The sequence below is a fragment of the Komagataeibacter sp. FXV3 genome, assembly GCF_015155755.1.
Taxonomy (GTDB): Bacteria; Pseudomonadota; Alphaproteobacteria; order Acetobacterales; family Acetobacteraceae; genus Komagataeibacter.
The window spans coordinates 1-23,583 of sequence record NZ_VWPI01000031.1; the positions used below are offsets into that span (position 1 = coordinate 1).

The 23,583-nt window shown below is 63.4% G+C and carries 18 protein-coding genes; 14 read left to right on the forward strand and 4 right to left on the reverse strand.

Features of this window, described 5'->3' with window-relative positions:
• Both F1542_RS03065 and F1542_RS03070 read right to left on the reverse strand, forming a co-directional pair.
• The coding region (locus F1542_RS03065; RefSeq protein ID WP_193731755.1) for an HWE histidine kinase domain-containing protein at window positions 1-2,090 on the reverse strand (2,090 nt) is incomplete at its 3' end.
• On the reverse strand, window positions 2,072-2,320 hold the full coding sequence (locus tag F1542_RS03070; protein ID WP_227672429.1) for a hypothetical protein: 249 nt from the start codon (window positions 2,318-2,320) through the stop codon (window positions 2,072-2,074). The genes F1542_RS03070 and F1542_RS03065, both read right to left, overlap by 19 nt.
• A 248-nt stretch (window positions 2,321-2,568) precedes the next feature.
• Here F1542_RS03070 and F1542_RS03075 point away from each other — a divergent pair, with 248 nt between their 5' ends.
• The gene (locus F1542_RS03075) at window positions 2,569-5,130 is read left to right on the forward strand and encodes an EAL domain-containing protein (RefSeq protein ID WP_193731756.1); all 2,562 of its coding nucleotides are present in this window, start codon (window positions 2,569-2,571) and stop codon (window positions 5,128-5,130) included.
• 109 nt (window positions 5,131-5,239) lie between these two features.
• Here F1542_RS03075 and F1542_RS03080 read toward each other — a convergent pair whose 3' ends face one another.
• Window positions 5,240-6,577 carry a serine hydrolase gene (locus tag F1542_RS03080; protein ID WP_227672430.1) on the reverse strand — a complete coding sequence of 446 codons (1,338 nt, stop codon included), beginning with the start codon at window positions 6,575-6,577 and terminating at the stop codon, window positions 5,240-5,242.
• Between the two features lie 154 nt (window positions 6,578-6,731).
• Between F1542_RS03080 and nagA the strand changes: the two genes are divergently transcribed.
• The 10 genes from nagA to F1542_RS03130 all read left to right on the forward strand — a co-directional run bounded on the left by nagA (window position 6,732) and on the right by F1542_RS03130 (window position 20,592).
• Window positions 6,732-7,838 (forward strand): N-acetylglucosamine-6-phosphate deacetylase, encoded by a 1,107-nt coding sequence (gene nagA / locus F1542_RS03085; RefSeq protein WP_193731757.1) that lies wholly within the window; start codon window positions 6,732-6,734, stop codon window positions 7,836-7,838.
• A gap of 334 nt (window positions 7,839-8,172) precedes the next feature.
• Window positions 8,173-9,501, forward strand: coding sequence for an ATP-dependent RecD-like DNA helicase (locus F1542_RS03090; RefSeq protein ID WP_193731758.1), 1,329 nt, complete (start codon window positions 8,173-8,175; stop codon window positions 9,499-9,501).
• Window positions 9,502-9,628: 127 nt separating this feature from the next.
• Window positions 9,629-9,871, forward strand: a complete 243-nt coding sequence (locus tag F1542_RS03095; protein ID WP_193731759.1) for a hypothetical protein — start codon at window positions 9,629-9,631, stop codon at window positions 9,869-9,871.
• A 1,117-nt stretch (window positions 9,872-10,988) separates the two neighbouring features.
• On the forward strand, window positions 10,989-11,615 hold the full coding sequence (locus tag F1542_RS03100; RefSeq protein ID WP_193731760.1) for a Crp/Fnr family transcriptional regulator: 627 nt from the start codon (window positions 10,989-10,991) through the stop codon (window positions 11,613-11,615).
• A 23-nt stretch (window positions 11,616-11,638) separates the two neighbouring features.
• Window positions 11,639-13,960, forward strand: coding sequence for an EAL domain-containing protein (locus tag F1542_RS03105; protein WP_193731761.1), 2,322 nt, complete (start codon window positions 11,639-11,641; stop codon window positions 13,958-13,960).
• 30 nt (window positions 13,961-13,990) lie between these two features.
• Window positions 13,991-15,733 (forward strand): bifunctional diguanylate cyclase/phosphodiesterase, encoded by a 1,743-nt coding sequence (locus F1542_RS03110; protein WP_193731762.1) that lies wholly within the window; start codon window positions 13,991-13,993, stop codon window positions 15,731-15,733.
• Between the two features lie 6 nt (window positions 15,734-15,739).
• On the forward strand, window positions 15,740-16,156 hold the full coding sequence (locus F1542_RS03115) for an Rrf2 family transcriptional regulator (RefSeq protein ID WP_193731763.1): 417 nt from the start codon (window positions 15,740-15,742) through the stop codon (window positions 16,154-16,156).
• A gap of 299 nt (window positions 16,157-16,455) precedes the next feature.
• Complete coding sequence (locus F1542_RS03120) at window positions 16,456-16,866, forward strand: Rrf2 family transcriptional regulator (protein WP_193731764.1); 411 nt, start codon at window positions 16,456-16,458, stop codon at window positions 16,864-16,866.
• Between the two features lie 199 nt (window positions 16,867-17,065).
• Window positions 17,066-19,372, forward strand: coding sequence for an FdhF/YdeP family oxidoreductase (locus F1542_RS03125; protein WP_193731765.1), 2,307 nt, complete (start codon window positions 17,066-17,068; stop codon window positions 19,370-19,372).
• 14 nt (window positions 19,373-19,386) lie between these two features.
• On the forward strand, window positions 19,387-20,592 hold the full coding sequence (locus tag F1542_RS03130; RefSeq protein ID WP_193731766.1) for a molybdopterin molybdotransferase MoeA: 1,206 nt from the start codon (window positions 19,387-19,389) through the stop codon (window positions 20,590-20,592).
• 178 nt (window positions 20,593-20,770) lie between these two features.
• On the opposite strand, the gene mobB is transcribed toward F1542_RS03130, so the two are convergent.
• Window positions 20,771-21,301, reverse strand: coding sequence for a molybdopterin-guanine dinucleotide biosynthesis protein B (mobB, locus tag F1542_RS03135; RefSeq protein WP_193731767.1), 531 nt, complete (start codon window positions 21,299-21,301; stop codon window positions 20,771-20,773).
• Window positions 21,302-21,405: 104 nt separating this feature from the next.
• Between mobB and mobA the strand changes: the two genes are divergently transcribed.
• The 3 genes from mobA to F1542_RS03150 all read left to right on the forward strand — a co-directional run bounded on the left by mobA (window position 21,406) and on the right by F1542_RS03150 (window position 23,446).
• The gene (mobA, locus tag F1542_RS03140) at window positions 21,406-22,047 is read left to right on the forward strand and encodes a molybdenum cofactor guanylyltransferase (RefSeq protein WP_346011747.1); all 642 of its coding nucleotides are present in this window, start codon (window positions 21,406-21,408) and stop codon (window positions 22,045-22,047) included.
• A gap of 13 nt (window positions 22,048-22,060) precedes the next feature.
• Window positions 22,061-22,867, forward strand: coding sequence for a formate dehydrogenase accessory sulfurtransferase FdhD (gene fdhD, locus F1542_RS03145; RefSeq protein WP_193731769.1), 807 nt, complete (start codon window positions 22,061-22,063; stop codon window positions 22,865-22,867).
• Between the two features lie 192 nt (window positions 22,868-23,059).
• Complete coding sequence (locus F1542_RS03150) at window positions 23,060-23,446, forward strand: glycerol dehydrogenase (RefSeq protein WP_193731770.1); 387 nt, start codon at window positions 23,060-23,062, stop codon at window positions 23,444-23,446.
• Window positions 23,447-23,583 lie beyond the last annotated feature (137 nt).

Consider the following 23,583-nt stretch of genomic DNA (forward strand, 5'->3'; position numbering starts at 1 on the left):
GGGTTTACGTGGCGGGCGGGCAGGTCCATGACCACCTCCAGCCCGCCGGGGCGGTAGTTGACATGCGCACGCCCCCCCAGTTCATGTGGGAAGCCCCGTTCGATCAGGACGGAGCCGAAGCCCCGGCGCATGGGCGGCGCGATACCCGGCCCCCCGCTTTCGCGCCATGCAATGCGCCATCCGTCCATCTGCGCATCGTGCGACCACGTAATGTCCAGCCGCCCGCGCGCATGGCCCAGCGCGCCATATTTGACGGCATTGGTGGCCAGTTCATGCACCACCAGCGCCAGAACCGACAGGGCGCGGCCCGTCAGCCAGATGGGCGGCCCGTCGCATGTGATGAAGCAACGTTCACGGTAGGGGGCAAGTTCCGCATCCAGCAGCGCGCGCAGCAGGCCGCCGCCCTCGCTGCGCACCGCCTGGTCATGCGCCAGCGCCAGCGCGCGGATGCGCCCGCGCAGCCGTTCGGCATGGCCTTCGACCGTGCCGCCGGGTTCCAGTGGCTGGCTGACCAGCGACTGCACCACCGACAGGATGTTCTTCACACGGTGGTTCAGTTCCTCGTTCAGCATGCGCTGGCGCAGGTCGGCAGTGGCGCGTTCACTCAGCTGCAACTGGTGGTACGCGCCCATCACCTCGATCAGGGCGGAGCGGACAAGGGTCGCCGCCTCCACGTCGTCACCCGACCATGGCAGGCATTCCCCCGTGACCTGCTGGGTCCAGATGGCGAAACTGTTACGCGGGCCGAAATACCCGTCCTCGGCCTGCTGGCAGTTGCGGTCGGTGGGGTCGGCGCCCCATTTCAGGGTACGCACCACCTCGCGCCGGAACACCAGCAGGTAGTCCCCCGGCTGCGAGGAAATCGGGACGATCATCATGCCCGCCGCCTGTGCCGCGTAATCCGCCGCCTGCGGCACCTGCGCCGCCAGGCAGGTGGTGTGCCAGATCTGCGCGCCCGCGCACAGGCGGGCCAGCCCCAGCAGCCTGTCCATCGCTTCGGGTGGCGGGTGCGCGCCATGCAGGGTCCATTGCCCGCCCACCCACAGCGCCGCCCCGTCGCACTGCACGAAGGACAGCATGTCCGGCAGGTGCGCCATGAGGTAGGACGGCATGTCCGCCACCGGGGCCGCGCCCTTCAGCAGCGTCTCGATCAGGGTATGGGTCTGCCGCGTCATGGCCAGCCGCTTGGTGCGCAGCAGGTTGGTGATCTGCAGCGACAGGAATTCGCCAAACATGCGCGCCACGATCCGCTCGCTCATGTTCATCACGCGCGGGCTGCAGTGGTGCCCCGCGATCATGCCCCACAGCCGCCCGTCAACCATGAGCGAGACGGACACGCACCCCGCGATCCCCATCATGCACAGGTAGTCCGTATGCCTGGCGGTGGCCGCGCGCAGGTGGGCATGCGACAGGTCGGGCGGCGCCATGCCGGGGGGTGAGATGATGGGAATGGGCGTTGCGCCCACGTCACCGATCACCCGGATCAGGTTGGTGCTGTACAGCCTGCGGGCGGGATCGGGGATGTCGCTTGCGGGGAAATACTGGCCCAAGAAGCTTTCCAGGTTGGGGGCGTGGTATTCGGCCGCGACCTCCCCCGATCCGTCTTCGGCAAAGCGGTAGAGCATGACGCGGTCGAAATGCAGCACGCCCGCGAACAGCCGGACCACGGTGCGGAACAGGCGGTCGAAATCCGTGATTTCACGGATCCGGTCGATCATGGTGCGCAGCAGCGACAGGTGCGCGCCATCCCCATCCGGGTCGGCGGCCGGTTCCCATTCCAGCACGATGTCCGCCCCGGCGGTATGGATGGCGATGTCATAGCGCCTGCCGTCCGGCGCGTCCTGCCCGAAGACAAGGGCGGGCCGGCGGTGGGCCTCCCCATGGGTGGCGAGGGCATTGCGGATGGCGTGGGTCGCCTGCCGGCCCACCACCTCGCGCAGCAGCAGGCCGGCCGTCAGTCCGTCGCGCCCAAGGCAGTGCGGCGCGTTGGCGGACCAGCGCACGATGCGTTCCAGCCGCGCGTCACACGCCAGCAGCCAGCCATTGGGCTGGATATGGTCGGTGGCCCATTTCATGCCACGCGCGCCCATGCCCGCATCCGGGGCGTGGCATGCGGCCACCCGGTGGGACCGTTGACCGTCATCATCGCATGATAGGGCCGTGTCAGTACCATCCCCGCTCCTGCCATGGCCGGGGCGGGTGCGGGCTGCACCGTGCCGGCCGGGGTTATGCCGCCCCGCACGGCCCCGGCGGGGCGCGTGATGGAAGGCGATGCAGCATACCCCCATGGGGCAGGGTGCAACAGCTTACTTTTACACACCTCACATTTATGTAAAGTCGCGGCACCGCCCCCGGCGCACCCGCGACCCGCGCGGCATCAGGGGAGAATACATGAATGTGTAATACAATATTTTATATATACTTCCATATACCTTTTCTTAACCCCGGCATGTGCATGAAACATCATGCTGGCTGTCGCTTATTGCAGTGGCTCGGACGGTTCCGGCCCGGCGCCACACTGCAGCTTCATCCCCGTTCGTTTCCAGTCAGCAGGAGACCAGCAGCCCGATGCCCCGCGACATGATAGATGACATGCAGGTAACCGTCCTTCCTGCACTGGAACAGACCATCCTTGGTGTTGTCCTGATCGATGAAAACAATACCATCACCTTTTTCAACCGGGCGGCGGAAAGGCTGTGGCACTGCGCGCGCCAGGACGTGATCGGGCGCAACGTCAATGTGCTGGTGCCGCGCAATATCCGCTCCACCCATGACGACCTGATCCGCCACAACCGTGAAACCGGGATCAACAAGATCGTCGGCACCAGCCGCGAGGTGCTGGTGGAACGGCTGGATGGCACCAGTTTCTGGGCCAACCTGTCGCTGTCGCGCATCGCGGTGGATGGCAAGATCGGCTACATGGCGCTGATCCGCGACATTTCGCAGGAAGTGGACGACCGTGAAAAGATCCGGCTGCTGTCGCTGGTGGTGCGCGAAACCGACCGTGGGGTTGCCATCCTGGACCCGGAATTCCGCATCATCTACGTCAACCGCGCCTTCAGCGACATGTTCGGCTTCGGCCCCGAACGGGTGACGGGGCATGGCCTGTCGGTCATCCTGGCGGGGGACACGACGGATATCGGCATCCTGAACAAGCTGCATGAAGGCGCACGCAACGCCCGTGGCTTCACGCTGGAAATCCGCGCCCGCCACGCCAGCGGCCGCGACATATGGGTTTCAGCGGCGATGAACCCGGTATTCAGCGAAAGTGGCGAGATCGAGAACATTGTCGTCGTCCTGACCGACATTACCGAACAGCATTTTCTTGACAGCCTGCAGCGCGACACGCTGGAGGCGATATCCAGCGACCTGAGCCTGCATGAAGTCATGGACTTCATCTGCCGCCGCATCGAACACTACATTCCCGATGTCATGCCCGCCATCTACCTGGTGGAAAAGGACGAACACCTGAAATGCAAGGGCCGCGCCAGCCTGCCGCTGTCGCTGGTCAAGCTGTATGACACGCTGCCCATCGGGGACGGCGCCGCGTGTTCGGGCCTTGCCGCGGCCACCGGCACCGTGACCGAATGCCGGGACATTGCCCAGGACCCGCGCTGGCAGCACCTGCGTGAACAGACGTTGCATAACGGCATAAAGGCCGCGCGGGCGACGCCCATCATCCTGCGCAACAACCGGGTAGCGGGGGTGTTCACGTGCTATTCGCGCACCGATACGCTGCCCGATGCGGCGTGCCAGAAGGCGGTGGCCACCAGCCTGCACCTGTGCACGCTGGCCATTGAACGGCACGAGGCGAAGGAACACATCAACCGCCTGTCGGATTTCGACCTGCTGACCAGCCTGCCCAACCGTCGCTGGCTGCGCCAGAACATGGCCCGCATGCTGCGCCGCCATGTGCGCGGCAACCTTATGCTGCTGACCGTGGGCGTGGATAACTTCAAGCACATCAATGATGTATTTGGCCACACGGCAGGCGATGAACTGATCGCCCATATCGCCGGCCAGCTGCGTGACGTGCTGAGCATTGACGACACGCTGGTGCGCAGCGGGGGGGACCAGTTCACCATCGTCACCAATGGCGAACAGCAGCATGCCTCGACGCTCAGCGCCACGATCCTGCGCGTGCTGGGCACGCCCACCCACATTGGCGCCGTGCCGGTCAGCCTGTCCGCAAGCCTGGGTGTTGCCGTCCATCCCGAAAATGGCGAGGACGGGGACACCCTGCTGAAAAACGCCGAAACCGCCATGTTCCAGGCCAAGGCGAATGGCGGCGGGCATTGCTGCTTCTTCAGCCCGCGCATGAACCAGCAGGCCAGTGACCGGCTGATCCTGGCCGCCGCATTGCGCGACGCCATCGCGCACGACCGGCTGCGCCTGTTCTACCAGCCACAGGTCCATGCCCGCAGCGGCCAGTTGTACGGGGTGGAGGCACTGTCACGCTGGATCGACCCGTCACTGGGCTTCGTCTCGCCCGCGCGGTTCATTACCGTGGCGGAGGAAACCGGGCAGATCGAGGCCATTGGCAAGTGGTCCCTGCGCGCGGCCTGCATGCAGATGGCGCAGTGGATGCGCGACGGGGTGGATGTGCCGGTGGTGTCGGTCAACCTGTCGCCGCTGCACTTCCGTGACGAAACGCTGCCGGAATTCGTGGACAGGCTGCTGAAGGAAACCGGCATCCCGCCGCAGCGCCTGACGATAGAGATTACCGAAAGCACCATGATCGACAATTACGAACGCACCATCCGCGTGGCGCAGAAGCTGCGGGAAATGGGGGTCGGCATGTCGATGGATGATTTCGGCACCGGCTTTTCCAGCCTGTCCAACCTTGCGGGCCTGCCGGTGAACGAGGTCAAGATCGACCGCAGCTTCATGACCGGGCTGGAAAGCATTGAAAAGGTCCGCGCCGTGGTCATGGCCGTGGTCCGCATCGGGCAGAGCCTGGGCATGACCGTGGTGGCCGAGGGCGTCGAGCATGAGGAACAGCGCCGCCTGCTGGCCGACATGGATTGCGACGTGCTGCAGGGCTACATGTTCTCCAAGCCGTTGCCGGCGGAAGAACTGGCGGCATGGTTTTCCGCCTACCAGCCCGGGTCCTGCCCGCCAGCAGGGTAACGGGACATTGCTGATGGAAACGCCGCTTTCTTGGAAAAGGCGGCGCCCGGAAAGCTTTTTTATCCGTATGTTGCCATGAACGACGCCATGGTGGCGTCAAACCACCCCGTCAGCGCGACGGCGCGCAGGGATGGCCACCCACCTGCGCCACGATCTGGTCAATGACGTGGTAATCCACCGCCAGGGCGGCGGCGTCATCATCGGATTTCGGGGTGGCGGACAGCACAACCGCCGTCACGTCATTGCGCGGGTCGACCAGCATGAACTGCGCGCCGATGCCCATCCCGGCCAGACGGTGGCAGCTTTCGCTGCTGTCATACCAGAAGCTGCGATAGCCACCGTGTTCGAAACCGGGGAAGTCCGCCGTAAGTTCCGGCCCGCGCCGGTCACGCGCCCAGACGGCGCGATCCGCGCGGTGGTACAGGGCATCGATCGCAGCAGTGGGCACGACCTGACGGCCATCGACCCGCCCGTCATGCAGCATCATCTGTGTAAACAGGGCCATGTCACGCAGGGTGGCGTTCATCCCGGCGGATGCATAGGCTTCGTGCGATCGGTCCAGCACATAATAGGCATCATCGTGCGCGCCCATTGGCGTCCATATCCTTTCCGTCAGCAGCGTGGACAGCGGCTTGCCCGTCGCGCGTTCCAGCACCCACGCCACCACGTTCGCCCCCTGGTCCAGATAAAGGAAATGTTCCCCCGGCGGCCCATGCGGGTGGTGCAGGGTGGCCAGCCACGCGTGCAGGTCACGCGGGCTGTCGGGGTGGGGCGGCAGCCAGCCGCCCGCGCGGTCGCTGTCCTCATAATCCAGCGCGCCATTGGCTTCCGATTCAAAGACCCGGTCCGATACCTGCATGTCCAGCGCCTGGCGCAGCGTCGCGCCATCGTAATTCGTGCCGCGCATTTCCGGCAGCCATGACGTCAGCTGCCGTTCGGGATCGATCGTGCCCTCGGCGACCAGGATTTCGGCCAGCGTGCCAACCATGGATTTCGACATGGACATGATCAGGTGCGGCACGCGCTGCTGGTCGGGGCTGGCGTACCATTCCACTACCGGCCTGCCGTGCTGCATCACCATGAACGCATCGACATGGTTGCGCGACAGGACCTGCGCCAGCGGCTTCGCCCTGCCGCCGTCGTGATCCGTAACACGCCACTGCGCGGCCGGGCGGGCAGGGGCGTCGGGCAAGGGTTGCGGCGTCCCGGCATGGGGGATGTTGGCGCTGGGAAATATCTCGCGCATGTGCCGCCATGACCATGCATTGTATGGCCCCCAGTACCAGTGCGCCAGGTCGACCTGACCGGACAGCGCCGTCATGTCCGGCGCGGCCCGGGCCGCCACCGGCGACAGGGCAAGGGTCAGGCCCGTGCATAACAGGCGCAGGGAAAACCGTAATCCGTAACCATTCCGTAACCCGCGCATGCCGTTGCCTTTCTTTGTCATGGTGCGCTGACGGTCCCGAATTCCGGTTTCGTTGTCAATCCGTATCGTCTGGCGGAGCTGCGGCGATTTGTCCGGCAGGTTATGGCATCCGCCGCGCCAACGCGGTAACACAGGCGGACAGCGTCAACCCAGAGCGAACAGGAAAAGCAGCACCGTGAATATTGATGGCCATATCGTCCTGCCAGACCGGGTCATGCCGGGCCGTGTCGTGTTCGATACCTCAATTACCGATGTGCGGCCCCTGTTGCACAACGTGCCCGACCGCTACATCCTGCCCGGCTTCATTGATGCCCATGTCCATGGCGGCGACGGGGCGGATACCATGGATGGCATCATGGCGATCCGGCACATGGCCATGTTCCATATGGCGCAGGGCACCACCACGCTGCTGCCCACCACCATGACCGCCCCATGGTCGGACATAATCGATACGCTGCATGCGGTGGTCGATGTCATGCGCAACGGGACACAGGGCGGCCCCAGCATTCCCGGCGCCCATCTGGAGGGGCCGTTCATCAACCCCCACCGGCGCGGTGCGCAGCCCGCGCATACCCAGTTGCCCACGCCCGTGCGGGTCAGTGCGGTCATCAAGACCGGGGCGGTCAGGCTGGTGACGCTGGCGCCGGAAATGGAACACGCCGATACCGCCATCCAGCAGTTCACACAGGCGGGCATACGGGTCAATCTTGGCCATACGCAGGCGGATCATGAACAGGCCGAACGCGCCATCTGCCGCATATGTGGCGGTGGCGGCGTGGCGGGCGGCACGCACATGTTCAATGCCATGCCGCCGATCATGGCGCGCGCGCCGGGTCCGGCCACGGCGCTGATGTGCAGCGATGACGCCTATGCCGAGATGATTTTCGACACCCATCACGTCCATCCCGCCCTGTTCCGCCTTGCGCACCGGGTCATGGGGCGGCGGCTGGTGTTTGTTACCGACGCCATGCGCGCCACCGGCATTGGTGATGGCGCCAGTTCGCTGGGGGGGCAGGACGTGATGGTGCATGACGGCGTGGCCCGCCTGCGCGACGGGACGCTGGCGGGCAGCGTGCTGACACTGGACCAGGCCCTGCGCAACGCCATACAGGCTGGCGCATCCCTGCCACAGGCGGCGGCGCTGGTCAGCACGCATGCCGCCAATTGGCTGGGGCTGCATGACCGGGGTGTCATCATGCATGGACGCCGCGCGGACATGGTGGTGATGGGGCCGGACCTGACGGTGCAGGAAGTGTGGGTCGCGGGCCGTCGCAGCGCCTGAAACTGACAAAAGTTTCCGGTGAAGCGTTTTTCAGAAAGCCCTGAAAAACGCTGCCTTAAAAAAAGGCGGCACCCAGGAACTTTTATTTTTATCAATAGTGCCATCTGGTCCCCGTTTTCCATATGGCAGGACAGGGACGGCCTGTTGTCCCGACTGATGCGGCAGCATGTGGCAGCAGCAATGCGCTTGCGTAAGGAACCGGCCACGACGCATATTTGCACTGGCCCGATGGGGTGGGGCGGCCTAATACTCGTCCTCACGGCATCAATGGATCAAGGATCACCCCCGGCCCGATGGCCCCGCATACCGCTTATCATTCCCGCAGGTCCGCCGCATGTCGCGTCTGGAACTGACAGCGTGCCAGGAACGCGCGCTGGCGGAAATCCTGACCGCGCGCGAAACCTGTGCCACGCACCTGCTGACCGGCTATGCCGGGACGGGCAAGACCACGCTCATGCAGCGCGTGGCCCGCGCACTGCGCAAACAGGGGGCGGAAGTGGTCTTTACCGCCGCAACCCACAAGGCCACCGCCGTGCTGAAGGCGCGGGTGGGCAACCTGGCGCCATGCCGCACCATCCATAACGTCCTGTCGCTGCAGCCCGGCACGCAGGATGGCGGGCGCGAGGTGCTGCAACGCGCCGACCGGCCCGAACCGATCACGGCGGATGTCATCATCATCGACGAATGTTCCATGGTGGGATCGGAACTCATGCGCTGGGTGCGCGAACTGGTGCCCGACCGTTTCGTGCTGTTCGTGGGCGATCCGGCGCAGCTGCCGCCGGTGGGGGAGGCGATCAGCCCGTCATTCGCCATCCGCTCGGCCTCGCATCTGGAAACGGTGGTGCGGCAGGCGGCGGGCAACCCGCTGGTCGCCGCCGCCACAACCATACGCGAAAGCCAGGGCGGGCCGCTGGACTGGTCATGGTGCCGCGCCAACCACCACGACGGCGCGGGCCTGTTCGTGCCGCGCACGCCCGATGCGTGGATGCAGCGTGCCTTTACATCAGACGAATTCCGCGCCGACAGCGATGCCTTCCGCTATCTGTGCTGGACCAATGCACGGGTGGAGGCAGTCAACCGCATGGTACGCCGCTGGGTGCATGGCGGTGAGACGCCAACCCCCTTTGTCGCGGGCGAACGCGTGATTGCCCGCGCCCCCGTGATGGATGTGGAGGGACGGCGCGTTGCCATCGCCACCAATGAGGAGGCGGAGGTGATCGATATCCGCCCCACCATCCTGCGCCATGCCTTTCCCGCCACGTCAAAGGTCGCGGGCTGGACCACCGAACTGCCGGTGCATGACGTGGTGCTGCGCACCCTGACGGGGGAGGAAGTGCCCGTGCCCATCCTGCGGCCCGGCGCGGACATGGCGGCCATCGAACGCCGCCTGCGGCGCGAGGCGGCGGAAGAACGCGCGCGCTGGCAGCACCGCTTCGTGTTCCGTCGCGGCATCGGGCGGTTGCAGGCGGTCTATGCCATGACCGTGCATACCGCGCAGGGCAGCACATTTGGCCGTGTATTCGTGGATATAGGCGACATTACCCGCCGTGCCACCACCAACGTGCTGGAAACGCAGCAACTGCTGTATGTGGCGGCCACGCGGCCATCCACCGCCTTGATCCTGACGGGAATGCCCGGCCATCCGCCACCGGGAAAGGGTTGAGACCTGCGCGTGTCAGATGGTTTTTCCGGCATTGATACGCCGGATAGATAGAAAATATTTCAAACCGTGTCTTGATGCCCCGGGGTGGAGGCTCAACATATGGTGATATCATAAGGAGTTATTCACCATGAGCGAGCATCGCGTCCCGCATGCGGCCGGTTCCATCCACGATCTGGTGCGCAAGGCCACGCATTCCCCCGCCATCATGACAAAAGCGGAAACCATCCGTCTGGCCGAACACGTCCTGAAGGGCGGCGAACATGCCACGGAAGAAGAACAGGCCATTGCCAAAAGGGCCGCCCTTGACCCCGAAGGCGTCAATGCCTCGGAAATCGCGCTTCTGGGCAAGCGCGCGGCTGCAAAGAAGTAAGCTGCCCGTCCTGTCAGGACAATAAATGGGGCGGGTGCGCGGGTGCGTACCCGCCCCATTGCGTTGCGGGCCGGGTAAAGAAGCAGGGCACCGCATCCCGTCGCCAGACGGTCATTTTCCATCCCCCATGGCCCCACCGGGGTATCCATGCCGCCTGCCATACCCATGCGCAGCCCCGTTCGCCACCGTGTGGAACGAGCCGTTCCGTGCCCGTGACGGGGTAGGGTTCATGCCGTTTCCCTTCGGCTCAACGATGGGGAGACAGCATGTCCCCTTATGAAAATCGGGCACGGACCTGTGATTGCGACGAACTGAAAACAATTTTTTTTCATAGGCCTATCACATCTTTTACTAAATTATTTCAAAATATTTCAATATACTTTCATGAAATATTAAACTGTCAGCATGATATTCATGGCTCATGCCCACTGCATGAAAGGCATACCAACCTGCATCCGCCATGTCCCCGTAACGTGGGGCAGGGCAGGTGTAAAAATGGGAAAGCGTGCCCGCCTGTCCCAAAACAGGCGGGATTATTACTTGACCATCCCGGCCTTTTACACTGACCACGCGGGTGTAGGCAGGCCGCCCATCCCCCATTGCCACCGGCCGGGGGGACACAGGGCACACAGACCGCACCGGGCGCAGCGCACCCGCTTGCAACAGGCGAGGCAACACACTGGCACCGTACCCACCGGGCAGCATGCCCCACGGTGCAAAGGGAGGCGAACGACGTGATCCATTCCCGGACGGATCGCGGGAAACCGGGCATGATACCCGGTCGCGCCATCGGGAAATGGTTCTGTAGGCGTGACGTGACGCAGTTCATGCGCGGGCGGGCAGGAGACATGCGTACCCGTTGGGACCAGGCCCGACAGGGCAGGCCGACACCCGGATCGCACCGTGGCAGGCACCCGTCACCATGCGGCCAGAACGGCCAGATACTTACAGGTCGGGCGGTGGCAGCCACCCTACAATTAAGCAAAAATATAAGATGTACGGATATATAAACAATTCCGTCTGTTTATTCTGCATGCATTTTACAAATTAACTTATGGCAAAAAGATGTCATTAATCAGAACTGACGCAGTCCTGTCGGGAACAGAAAAAGATAAAGATGTCATTAACGCAGCTTCATAGTCCTCTGGCCGGGGTGGAACGCCATTACATGAACCGGCAGGAGTTCATGACGGAAAGTACGCCCGCCAACCTGCATTTCCATGTGGTCAGCGGCGGGGCGCGTCTGTTCAAGTCACTTCCGGACGGCCGGCGGCAGATCATCGGTTTCGCCCATAAGGGGGACGTGCTGCCTGCCTATCCCTGCACGCATTACCACTACAGCGCCGAAGCCATGCACACGCTGCGGGTGATGTGCGTGCCCACGCCCTATCTGCGGCACCTGCATGAAACGTCGCCCGGTGCCTGCGCCGCATCGCTGAACACCGCGCGCCAGCTTCTGGTGGGGCTGCACAACCGGCTGCTGATGCTGGGACGCCAGACCGCGCGCGAACGGCTGGCCGCCTTCCTGATCGCGCAGGGGACCCGCATGGGGCGGGGCGAACTGTGGCCTGTCGATCCCGGCATTTCCCGCGCGGACATAGCCGATTTCCTTGGCCTGACCACCGAAACGGTCAGCCGCCTGCTCAGCGCCTTCCACCGGGAAAAGCTTATTTCCCGGCAGCGGCGTTCCATACACATTCTCGACCTCGACCGCCTGCGCGCCATCGTGGCCCATTCTGAATGAAGATGAAGAAAGATAGCCAGAAGATGCCCGACATAACTGCCCTTACCACCGAAATCCTGCTGCCTGCGCTGGAACAGGCGATCGACGCCACGGTCATCATCGGCCAGGATAACGAGATCATTTTCTACAACCAGGCTGCGGAAGCATTGTGGGGCATTCCGCGCGCCGAGGTCATGGGCCGCAACGTGGACTGCCTGGTACCCGTGCGGCTGCGCCATGAACATGACCGTTATATCGACCGCAACCGTGAAAGCGGCCACAACCGCATTGTCGGCACATCGCGCGAAGTCGAATTCACGCGCGCGGATGGCGAATACATCTGTGGTGAGCTGTCACTGTCGAAAGTGCAGATCACCAAGGATGGGCGGACCCTGACCTACTACATGGGCGTGATGAAAAACGTCACGGAGGAAAGCCAGCGCCGCAAGATCCTGATCCTGCAGAACGACGTGCTGCAGGCACTGGCCAGCGACATGCTGATACAGGATATCGGTGAACTGATCTGCCGCAAGGTCGAGGCCTTCGTGCCCAATGCCGTCGCCGCCCTGCTGGTGCTGGATGATGCGCAGCCATGGCGGGTGATCTGCACGTCCGCCCTGCCACCGCGTATCCGCAACGCGCTGGAAACCACCGTGCCAACGCCGTCCGATGTGGAAAAGCTGCAGGCCAACCCGTCCTATACCGGGCGGCTGGTATGGGACAATTACCAGTCCATGTGCCGCTCGCTCGGGCTGCAGTCGTGCTATGCCGCCCCCGTGCTGGCGGGCGACGGGCGGGTGACGGGCATTTTTGCACTGTACCTGCGTGAACCCAACCAGCTTGGCGCATGGCCGCAGCGCCTGGTCGGGTCGTGCCTGCCGTTCTGCGCGCTGGCGCTGGAACAGCACGCCACCAAGACGCACCTGACCCAGCTTGCGCGTTATGATTCCCTGACCGGCCTGCTGAACCGTGGCGCGCTGCACCGGGTGATGGAAGACATCATTGCCCAGCCGGGGAACCGGACGCTGGCGATCTTCATGCTGGATATCGACCGTTTCCGCGATATCAACGACGCGCTGGGCCATGTCTATGCCGACCAGTTCCTGGTCGAGATCGCAGGGCGCATCCGTTCCATTTCCAAGGATGATTATGTCCTAAGCCGCTCGGGCGGGGATGAATTCGTGGTGGTCGTGCCCGACTGCGAGGGCAAGCGGATCGAGGAAATCGCCCAGCAGCTTCTGGACACCATCGGCCGCCCGCTGCAGATCGGCCAGAACACGCTGTCCATTTCATGTTCCATCGGCATAAGCACGTTCCCCGCCAACGGGCCGGACAGTGAATCGCTGCTCAGCCATGCCGACACCGCCATGCGCCAGGCCAAGGAAGACGGGCGTGGCATCTTCCGCTTCGCCAACCTGGAAAAGAACCAGGTGGCGCAGGACCGGCTGGTGCTGGGCTCGGCCCTGCGCGATTCACTGGCGCAGGGCATGCTGCAGCTGCATTACCAGCCGCAGGTGCGCACGCATACGCTGGAACTCAGCGGGGTGGAGGCCCTGTCGCGCTGGCATCATCCGCACCTTGGCAACATCTTCCCCTCCCGCTTCATCGCGGTGGCGGAGGAAACCGGCCAGATCGAGGCCATCGGCCGTTGGTCGCTGCTGGAAGCATGCCGCCAGATCGTGAAATGGGACCGCGACGGCATCCATGTCCCCACCGTGGCCGTGAACCTGTCGGCGGTGCATTTCCGCAACCGCGCACTGCCTGAACACATCGCGGCCCTGCTGAAGGACCATGACCTCAAGCCCGCGCGGCTGACGGTGGAAATCACCGAAAGCGTGATGATGGACAACAGCCGCGATACCGAGGAAGTGCTGCAGTCCATCCGCAACCTTGGCTGTGGCCTGTCGATGGATGATTTCGGCACGGGGTATTCGTCACTGTCGCGGCTGACGCGCCTGCCGCTGACGGAAATCAAGATCGACCGCAGTTTCATCAACGATTTCGAATACGACACCAATGCACAGGCGGTGACCATGGCGGTCATCGGTATCGGTTCGCGCCTGGGCATGACGGTCGTGACCGAAGGGGTCGAGACGGAACAGCAGCGTGAACTGCTGGAAAAACTGAACTGCGATGTGATGCAGGGCTATCTGTTCGCCAAGCCGCTGGCCCCGCAGGATCTGGAACAGTGGGTCCGCAAGGGGGGCGCGCCTGCCGTCATCCGTGAAATCGAAGCCGCCCGCGCCGGGGCAGCCAGGGCAGGGACGCCATCCGCGCAGCCCGCGGACAATGCCGAAAAGCAGCCTGCCCCCACCGCAAAGGCAACCGCGACCACGCCGTCCCCCGCAGTAAAAGCCAAGTCCTGATCCATTCAAGACGAAAGATGGAGCAACGCCATGTCACTCAAACACGATGATCGCCTGCGCGCGCTAACCCACAAGGATTCCGATTTCTGGGCCGATGTGGTGGACAATGTCCTGATCGTCGCCATTACGGATGTGCGTGGCGTGATTACCTATGTCAACGACCGCTTCTGTGAGATCAGCCGCTACCCGCGGGAGGAACTGCTTGGCTCCACGCACCGGATCGTCAATTCGGGGTATCATGACGCCAGCTTCTTCAGGCAGATGTACCGCACCATCCGGTCGGGGGAAATCTGGCGCGGCAATATCTGCAACCGCGCCAAGGACGGGACGCTGTACTGGGTCGCGACGACCATCATGCCCAAGCACAACTCGCTTGGCGCGGTCGAGGGGTATGTCGCGACCCGTTTCGAGATCACGGAGCTTATGAACACCCGTGACCGGCTGAAGTCACTGGCGGCGACCGACCCGCTGACGGGGCTGTTCAACCGCGGTGGCTTCAACACCGTGCTGCAGACGGCAGTGGAGGAAAAAGCCCGCAACATCACCCGTGAAATCATGCTGGTCATGTTCGACCTGGACGGTTTCAAGCAGATCAATGACATCCACGGCCACCATGCCGGTGATGTGGTGCTGAAGGTGATTTCGCACCGGCTGCTTGAACTGGTCAGCCCGCAGGACGCGGTGTGCCGGCTGGGTGGGGATGAATTCGCGCTTATCCTCAACCACACGTTGCTGACCACGCCGCTGAACACCATGCTGGAACGGCTGCTGGCAGCACTTGAGGCCCCGATCGAGGTCGGCAATACCATGGTCAACGTATCGGGCAGCATTGGCATAAGCCCGATCGCCAGCCAGGAAAGTGCGGAATCCCTGCAGAAAAACGCGGATATCGCACTTTATGCCGCCAAGCGCGCGGGTGGCCATCAGGCACGGATGTTCGACATCACCCTGCACCAGCACGCGCTTGAGCGCGCGCAGATCCTGACCGATGCGCGTGATGGCGTGGAAAAGGACCAGTTCGAGCTGTATTACCAGCCGATCCTGAATGTTGCGACCGGCCGGTGCGACCAGATCGAGGCCCTCCTGCGCTGGCACCATCCGCTGCGCGGGCTGCTGGCGGCGGAAAGCTTCCGTGACGTGTTCCTTGACGCCACACTGGCGCAGGCCATGAGCCCGCGACTGGTGAAGTCGTTCCAGAATGACATGCGGCTGTGGAATTCCAGTCTTGCAACCTATCCCAACCTGACCATCAACCTTTCGCGGCTGGACCTGCTCAATATCGGGTTCCAGAACGACCTCGAAGCCGAGATCAAGCGGCAGGGCGGCACTGCCAGCGACTATGTGCTGGAAATATCCGAAAGCGTGCTGGCGGGCCGCCGGTCGGACCGGGTGCTGCTGCGGTTGCAGGAACTGGTCAACCTGGGTTTCCAGCTGACACTGGATGATTTCGGGCAGGCGACGCTGCCGATCGCGGTCCTGCGTGATATCCGTTTCACGCAGGCCAAGATTTCCCGCCACCTGGTGACCGACATCGAACATAGCCAGGCAGCACGTGACGTGATTGCCCACCTGACGGGACTGGCCCATGCCTTTGGCCTGAGCGTGACCGTGAGCGGGGTGGAAACCAAGGGGCAGATGGATATCCTGATCGACCTGAAAGTCGACCGGATTCAGGGTTTTTACATTTCTCCGCCCATTTCTGCTGCAAATCTGGTTCTGGCGGAGCACATCCTTGCGCCAGATCATTCCGAAGTTGCATTACAGGCGTCATGAGGTGCCATGCGCCTGACACTTTATACGGATTATTCCATTCGTGCCCTTGTCTACCTGGGACAGAACCCGGGTAGACGGATTGCGATTCAGGAAATTGCCGATACCCATGGAATTTCCCAAAGCCATCTGGTCAAGGTGGTCAACCGCCTGTCCAACAATGGCATCATCCTTGCGCGGCGGGGCCGCAGCGGGGGGGTGGAACTGGCGGTCACGGCGCATGAAATCTTTATTGGTGACATTGTCCGGCTGATGGAAGCCGACCTGCATACGATCGTGTCCTGCGTCCCGAACAAGGGACAGCCATGCGTGCTGGCGGATGCCTGTCGGCTGCGTGGCCTGCTCTCCAAATCGCTGAATGCCTTCATGGCGGTACTGGACCGCGTGACGCTGCATGACCTGATAATGGACCAGAAAAAATATTAATGGCGACAGGAGGATAATTCTGGTTTTTAATTTGTATTCCGTATAAGTATCCATTTAAGGAATTTCATATGACTGGCTGTTTTCTGCCGGTTTTGTTATAAGTTCTGCTTATGATTTGATAAAAATATATTATAAGATCCCTAACAGGATACTTTCCTGTTGCAGTGCGGACCGATACAGTCTTTTTTTATGATATATCAACATCGTCACCCTATCTAACCACAGGATACCATGTCCCGCATGTTACAATACCGGGTCCTACCCACCATCCGGGCCGGGGAGGCCGTGAACACCATACCATGCGCCTGACCCTTCATACCGACTACGCCATTCGCGTGCTTGTCTATCTGGCCAGCAACGCCGACAGGCGGGTCTCCGTACACGAGATTTCCAGCCATCACAGCATTTCCCACAATCATCTGGTCAAGGTGGTCAACCGCCTGTCCAACGAGGGGATCGTACTGGCCCGTCGTGGCCGGTCGGGTGGGCTGCTGCTGCCCTGCCAGCCACACGAAATCATTATCGGTGATATCGTACGCCTGATGGAAACGGACATGCATTCCGTTGTGGCGTGCGAACCCGAGAACGGGCAGCCCTGCGTACTGGCCGACATGTGCCGCCTGCGGCACCTGCTGTCCCGATCGCTGGAGGCCTTCCTGAAGGTGCTGGACCGCACCACGCTGCGCGACATCATGTCAGACAGGATATAATCCGGTCGGGATGACCGGGGATATTGCGCCATTGTCTATATACGTTTATATATAACCAATCATGCAACATGGGCCTGCGCCGTTGATAGACCGGACTTATGAACAGATAAATCTCTGTTATACATGGTAAAATCTGCCTCTGCGCAGTTGCAATAATACCAGCCCGGCGGTTTCCTGCATGCGAACACGGGAGAGCGCCATGTCAGAAAAACCGGAATTCAGACCCTATACCCATCCTGCCGGCGGATGGGGCGCGGCCAACGCCACCGCGCGCGTGCTGATGGAACAGAGCGTCCTGGCCAAGGGGTCGCGCGCGCTTCTGGCCATGAACCACCCCGATGGCTTCAAGTGCCCAAGCTGCGCGTGGCCGGACCCCGACCGTGAAAAGACACTGGAATTCTGTGAAAACGGGGCCAAGGCGCTGGCGTTCGAGGCCACGAAGCGCAAGGTCTGCGCGGATTTCTTCGCCGCCCACACCGTAACCGAACTCATGGCCCGTAGCGATCATTGGCTGGAGGAACAGGGCCGCCTGACCCGGCCCATGCGCTATGACGCGGCAACTGACCATTACGTGCCGTGTACATGGGATGAAGCCTATGCCATGATCGGCCGCCACCTGCGCGCGCTCGATCACCCCGACCAGGCGGAGTTCTATACTTCGGGCCGCACGTCAAACGAGGCCGCATTCCTGTATTCCGTGTTCGTGCGCGCGTTCGGCACCAACAACTTCCCCGACTGTTCCAATATGTGCCACGAACCGACCAGCCGTGGCCTGCCCATGTCCATCGGCATTGGCAAGGGCACGGTGCGGATGACGGATTTCGCCCATGCGGAAGCCATTTTCATCATCGGCCAGAACACCGGCACCAACAGCCCGCGCATGATGACCGAACTGGTGCATGCGCGTAAGCGCGGCGCGCCGATCGTGGCCGTCAATCCCATGCCTGAACGCGCGCTGATCCGCTTTACCGAACCGCAGGACCCCATCAAGATGGCGACCTTCGGTTCCACCCCCATCGCCAGCGAGTTCTGTCATGTGCGTATTGGCGGTGATGTCGCGTTCCTGAAGGGGGTGATGAAAACCCTGTTCCAGATGGATGCGGACGCCGCGGCAAAGGGCGAACCCGCCGTTCTGGACCATGCCTTCATTACCGAACACACCGACGGGTTCGATGCGCTGAAGGCCGATATCGAGGCGACGCAGTGGGCGGACATTGTCGCGACCTCCGGACTGGGCGAGGAACAGATCCGCCGCGTTGCCGGGATCTATGCCGCATCCAACGCCACCATCATCTGCTTCGGCATGGGGGTGACGCAGCACCAGCAGGGATCGCGCGTGATCCACCAGATTGCCAACCTGCTGATGCTGCGTGGTAATTTTGGCAAGGAAGGGGCGGGGATCTGTCCCGTGCGCGGCCATTCCAACGTGCAGGGCGACCGCACGATGGGCATTGATGAAAAGCCGACCACCATCTACCTCGATCGGCTTCAGGCGACATTCGGCTTCAGCCCGCCACGCGCGCACGGCCACCATGTGATTGAATCCGTGCAGGCCATGATTGATGGCACGGCAAGGGTGTTCATCGGCATGGGTGGCAACTTCATTCACGCCATTCCCGACACGCCGGTGGCGTATGAGGCGATGTCGCGGCTGGACCTGACCGTGGGGATTGCGACCAAGCTCAACCGCGGGCATCTGGTGCATGGGCGTGACGCGCTGATCCTGCCGGTCATTGCGCGGTCCGAAATCGACATGCAGAAAACCGGACCGCAGTTCATCACCATCGAGGACGCGATGTCCGGCGTCACGCGGTCCCACGGCGTGCTGCATCCCGCCAGTCCCGACCTGCGTTCGGAAATCGAGATCGTCTGCCGCATGGCCCGCGCCACCCTGCCGGACAGTACGATTGAATGGGAAGCCTTCATTGATGATTACGACCTGATCCGCGATAGGATCGCGCAGGTCTATCCCGACCTGTATACCGATTTCAACACGCGCATCCGCCACGGCAAGGGCTTTTCGCTGCCTGTGCCCCCGCGCCAGCGGATCTGGAACACGCCCACGGGCCGCGCCAATTTCCTGCTGTTTGACGGGCTGGACGAGGATACGCCCATTGGCGGCCCGGACATGCTGCGCCTGTCCACCATCCGGTCGCATGACCAGTACAATACCACAATCTATACCAATAACGACCGTTACCGGGGCGTGTACAACACCCGCATGGTGGTCTTCATGAACAGGGATGACATGGCGGCGCGGGGACTGGCGGATGGTGCGCTGGCGGACCTTGAAACCATCAGCACCGATGGCACGCAGCGCCGGGTGGGCGGGTTGATGGTGGTGCCATACCCCATGCCGCGCGGGTCGATTGCCGGGTATTACCCCGAACTCAACCCGCTGCTGCCGCTGTCGCATTTTGACCAGATCGCGGGCACCCCCGCCGCCAAGTCGATACCGGTGCGCGTAACCGTGGCAAGCCCTGCAACCCGGCCCGAACCGGCCTGAAACCCGGTCCGGTCATGAACAGCAACGCTTTCACGCGGCTGGTGGACTATCCCACCGCCCTGCGGCTGGTGCTGGCGCGCGCGGATGGCAGCGCGCCGCCCGTGACCCGCGTGCCGGTGGCGCAGGCGACGGGGCGGGTCACGGCCGTCGATATCCTGGCCACGACCTGCCGCCCGCCTGCCGATATTTCCGCCATGGACGGCTACGCCTTTGCCCATGACGCCATGGCGGCCCATGCCCCGCTGCCGGTCGCGGGCCGCACGGTGGCGGGGGACCGGCCCGAACCGCTGGCGCCGGGGCATGCGCGCGCCATCCTGACCGGCGCGCGCATCCCGGCGGGTGCCGACTGTGTCATGGCGGCCGAACGCATGGCGGTTGCAGGAAATACCGTGGCCCCGGTCACGCCGCTTGCGCCGCAGGGCGCGAATATCCGCAGGCGGGGGGAGGAATTCGCAGCCGGAACGCGGCTTGTCGCGCGCGGGCAGGTGCTGGACTGGCGGCATGTCGCCCTGCTGGCGGCACAGGGGCTGCGTGATGTGCCGGTTGCCCGCAGGCCGCGCGTGTCCGTCCTGTCCAACGGCGCGGAACTGGCGGCGGATGCGCCGGGAACCTGCCCGGATTCAAACGCCCCGATGCTGTCATCCATGCTGGGCGCGATCGGCGCGCGCGTCATTACGCACGCGGCCCCCACCGATAACGTGGCCGCGCAGGCCGCCCACCTGCGCGCGGCGTGCCGGGGTGCGGATATCGTGGTCACGACGGGCGGCATATCGGTCGGCAATACCGACCATATGCTGGACATACTGCGCGACATGGGCGCGGGCGTGGTGTTTCGCGGTGTTGCGATCCGCCCCGGCCGGCCACTGACGGTGCTGGCGCTGGGGGAACGGACCATATTCTGCCTGCCCGGCAACCCGGGGGCTGCGGCCATCTGCGCGCTGATGTTCGTGCGGCCCTACCTGCGGGCGATCATGGGCACGGATACGCCACAGCCCGCCATGCCCGCCACCGCCGGTTTCACGGCGGATGCCCCGGCTGGCGTGACGCAGTTCATTCCCGTCAGCCTGCATCATGGCCCCGATGGCGCGGTCTGCCGCCGCGTGCCCACCGTGGGGGCGTCGGACATCGTTGCCTTTTCCCGCGCGGATGCGCTGCTGGCGGTTACGGAAGCAAACCCGGTCCGGGTCGGGCAGGTGGTGCGGGGCATACCGCTGTTTTAGATTGATGGAGAACAATAAAAGTTTCCGGGTGCCGCCTTTTTTCAAAAAAAAACTTCACCAGGACCTTCTGTTTATCAATAAATCGTTTTCAAACAGCTTTTAATACGATCTGCCCAACAGGGCGGCACCAAAAATTCTTTCTGATCTGCACGATGGACAGGGTGAGGCAATGTGTCTTTCATTCAATGACAACACGACAGGCATGCCGCAACGCAAAATCGGCAATCGCGTCCGTATCATTCACATCCAGCACCGGCAGGCGCGCAGGCAGGGCAGGGTCGCCGGGCGTGTCGGTCGCGATGGCGATGATGTTATCCTGATGCCTGAACAGCGGGTCCCTGCCAATGCCGGGGCGATAGACCTCGATACAGGCGGGGACAGTGGCGTGGAAGCCTTCGACCACCACCAGGTCGGTGCGCCGCATGCGCGACAGCAGGTCCGGCAGGGCGGGGGGCGCATCAGGGCATTCATGCTGCAGCACCCACCGGCCGGGTGCCGCCAGCATGACCTCGGCCGCGCCTGCGTTGCGATGGACCCAGGAATCCTTGCCCGGCCGGTCGATGTCGATATCATGGTGCGTATGCTTGATGGTGGAAACCGCCAGCCCCCGCGCGCGCAGCACCGGCAGCAGGCGCGCCAGCAGGTGCGTCTTGCCCGACCCGCTGCGCCCGGTCAGGCCGATCACCGCCTGTTGTGGTGGATGGGACATGGAACGCACCCCCTGAACAATACTTCGTCCCGACCGCCCATGCGGGGGATGGCGCAGGGTACGGCCTTGTCCCGCCCCATGCAATGCGCGCACTGATGGTGGGCATACGTGTGGGCGCACTGGTCATGGCCGGGGGCATGGCGCAGCGCATGGGTGGCGGTGACAAGCCGCTTCTGCAACTGGGGGGCATGACCTGCCTTGGGCGCATCCTGGCCCGCCTGCGCCCATGCTGCGCCGCCATTGCGATCAGCGCCAATGGCGACCCGGCACGGTTTGCGGCTTATGGCCTGCCGGTGCTGGCCGACAGGGTTGCGGGCGTGGGGCCACTGGCCGGTGTGCTGGCCGGTCTGGAATGGGCGGCGGGGCAGGGGTGCGACGTGCTGGTGACGGTGCCGGGCGATACACCGTTCATCCCGGCTGGCCTTGTGTCCCGCCTGCTGCCCGCGCCGTCCTTTGCCGCAAGCGGCGGGCAGCGCCACAGCCTGGTCGCGGCATGGCCGGTGGGCTGCCGCATCCTTCTGGCCCGGCAACTGGATGGCATCACGCCCGAAACCCGGCGCGAGATGACCCGCGTGCGCACGCTGGCCGATACGCTGGGCGCGCGCGGGGTGGATTTTGCCGTGCCGCCGGGTGGCCCGGACCCGTTCATGAACATCAACACCCCCGCCGATTACGCCATGGCCCGGCACCATGCGCGGGGCTGGATGACTACGCGACCGTGCCCGGAAAACACCATCCAGCCATAAGAAGGACCGCACCATGACCCGCGCCCTGCCGCCCGCCATCGTGCCCTGCGCCATGGTGGTCCATGCCCCCGGTGACAGTGCCCGCGAACGCACGCTGGACATTGCCGAGGAAACGCCCGTCACCCTGTCCTTCAACGGCATGGCACATGGGGTGATGATGGCCACACCGCTGGACCTGCATGACTTCGCCACCGGCTTTGCCCTGACCGAGGGGATCATCCCCGACCTTGCGGCGCTGAAGGATGTCACGGTCGTGGCGGAAGCCGATCATGCGCGTGTGGACATGCGCATCGACGGTCCGTCCTTCCACCGCCTGCTGGCGCGCGGGCGGCGGGCGATTGCGGGGCGCACCAGTTGTGGCGTGTGCGGCACGGATGCGCGTGACGTCCTGGACCGACCGCGCCGCACGGTGCCCGATCTACAGCCCGACCTTGCGGCGGTGGGGCGGGCGCTGGTGGCGCTGCCGGGGCGGCAGGTGCTCAATGCCCGCGCGCGCATGCTGCATGCCGCCGCATGGTGCGCGCCGGATGGGACCATCATGCAGGTGCGCGAGGACGTGGGCCGCCATAACGCGCTGGACAAGCTGGTGGGGGCGGGACTGCGCGGCGGCGTGGATTTCGGGCGCGGGTTCTGCGTGATTACCAGCCGGTGTTCGTATGAAATGGCGCACAAGGCGATCATGGCCGGCATGCCCGGCCTGGTGGCGGTATCAGCGCCCACGGCACGCGCGCTGCGGGTGGCGGGGCAGGCGGGGCTTTACCTGATCGCACCGGCGCGTGAGACATCCGTAATGGTTCCCGGTCTGGTTGTGGGAAAGTAAAAAAAACATTTCGTGTGCAACCACAGCAGGTCTGGATTCTAAATACGTCATGATGGGGGCCGTTTTCTGGCGGAATACTTACGGCGCTGAAACAATAGTAATAAAGTCGTGACCAACCTCGCGATTTCGTTTTTTCGCGTTTATCGGGCGCGGGACTAGCCTCCGCTCCATGATACTGGAGGAACATCCATTATGTCTGCTTTCATGAAACCACACAGCGCCGCGGGATGGGCGACGCTTTTACTTGCAGTCATCATCATCCTTCTGGGCCTGCCCCTTTTATACATGGGCGCGGAACTCGCCTTCCTGGGTGGCTCGCTTTACTATGTTGTCTGCGGTCTGGTGGTCACCGCCGCGGGCGTGCTGATGGCCATGGGCCGCCCGCTGGGTGGCCTGCTTTACCTTGGGGCCTGTGCCTTTACCTGGCTGTGGGCGTTCTGGGAGGTGGGCTTCGACGGCTGGGGCCTGCTGCCGCGCGTCTTTGGTCCCACCCTGCTGGCAATTGGCGTGGCGCTGTGCCTGCCGGTGCTGCGCCGTGCGGAACACGCACGTACAACCAACGTGCGGGGGGTCGCATAATGTCCAATACAACAATGCTGCGCACCCTGCTGCTGGGTGCTACCATCATCGCCGGCACGGCCGGTGTCACCGCGCTGGCGCAGGTGCCCCCCGCCGACCAGCCACCCGGCAATGGCAACGCCACCGTAGCCCCCGGC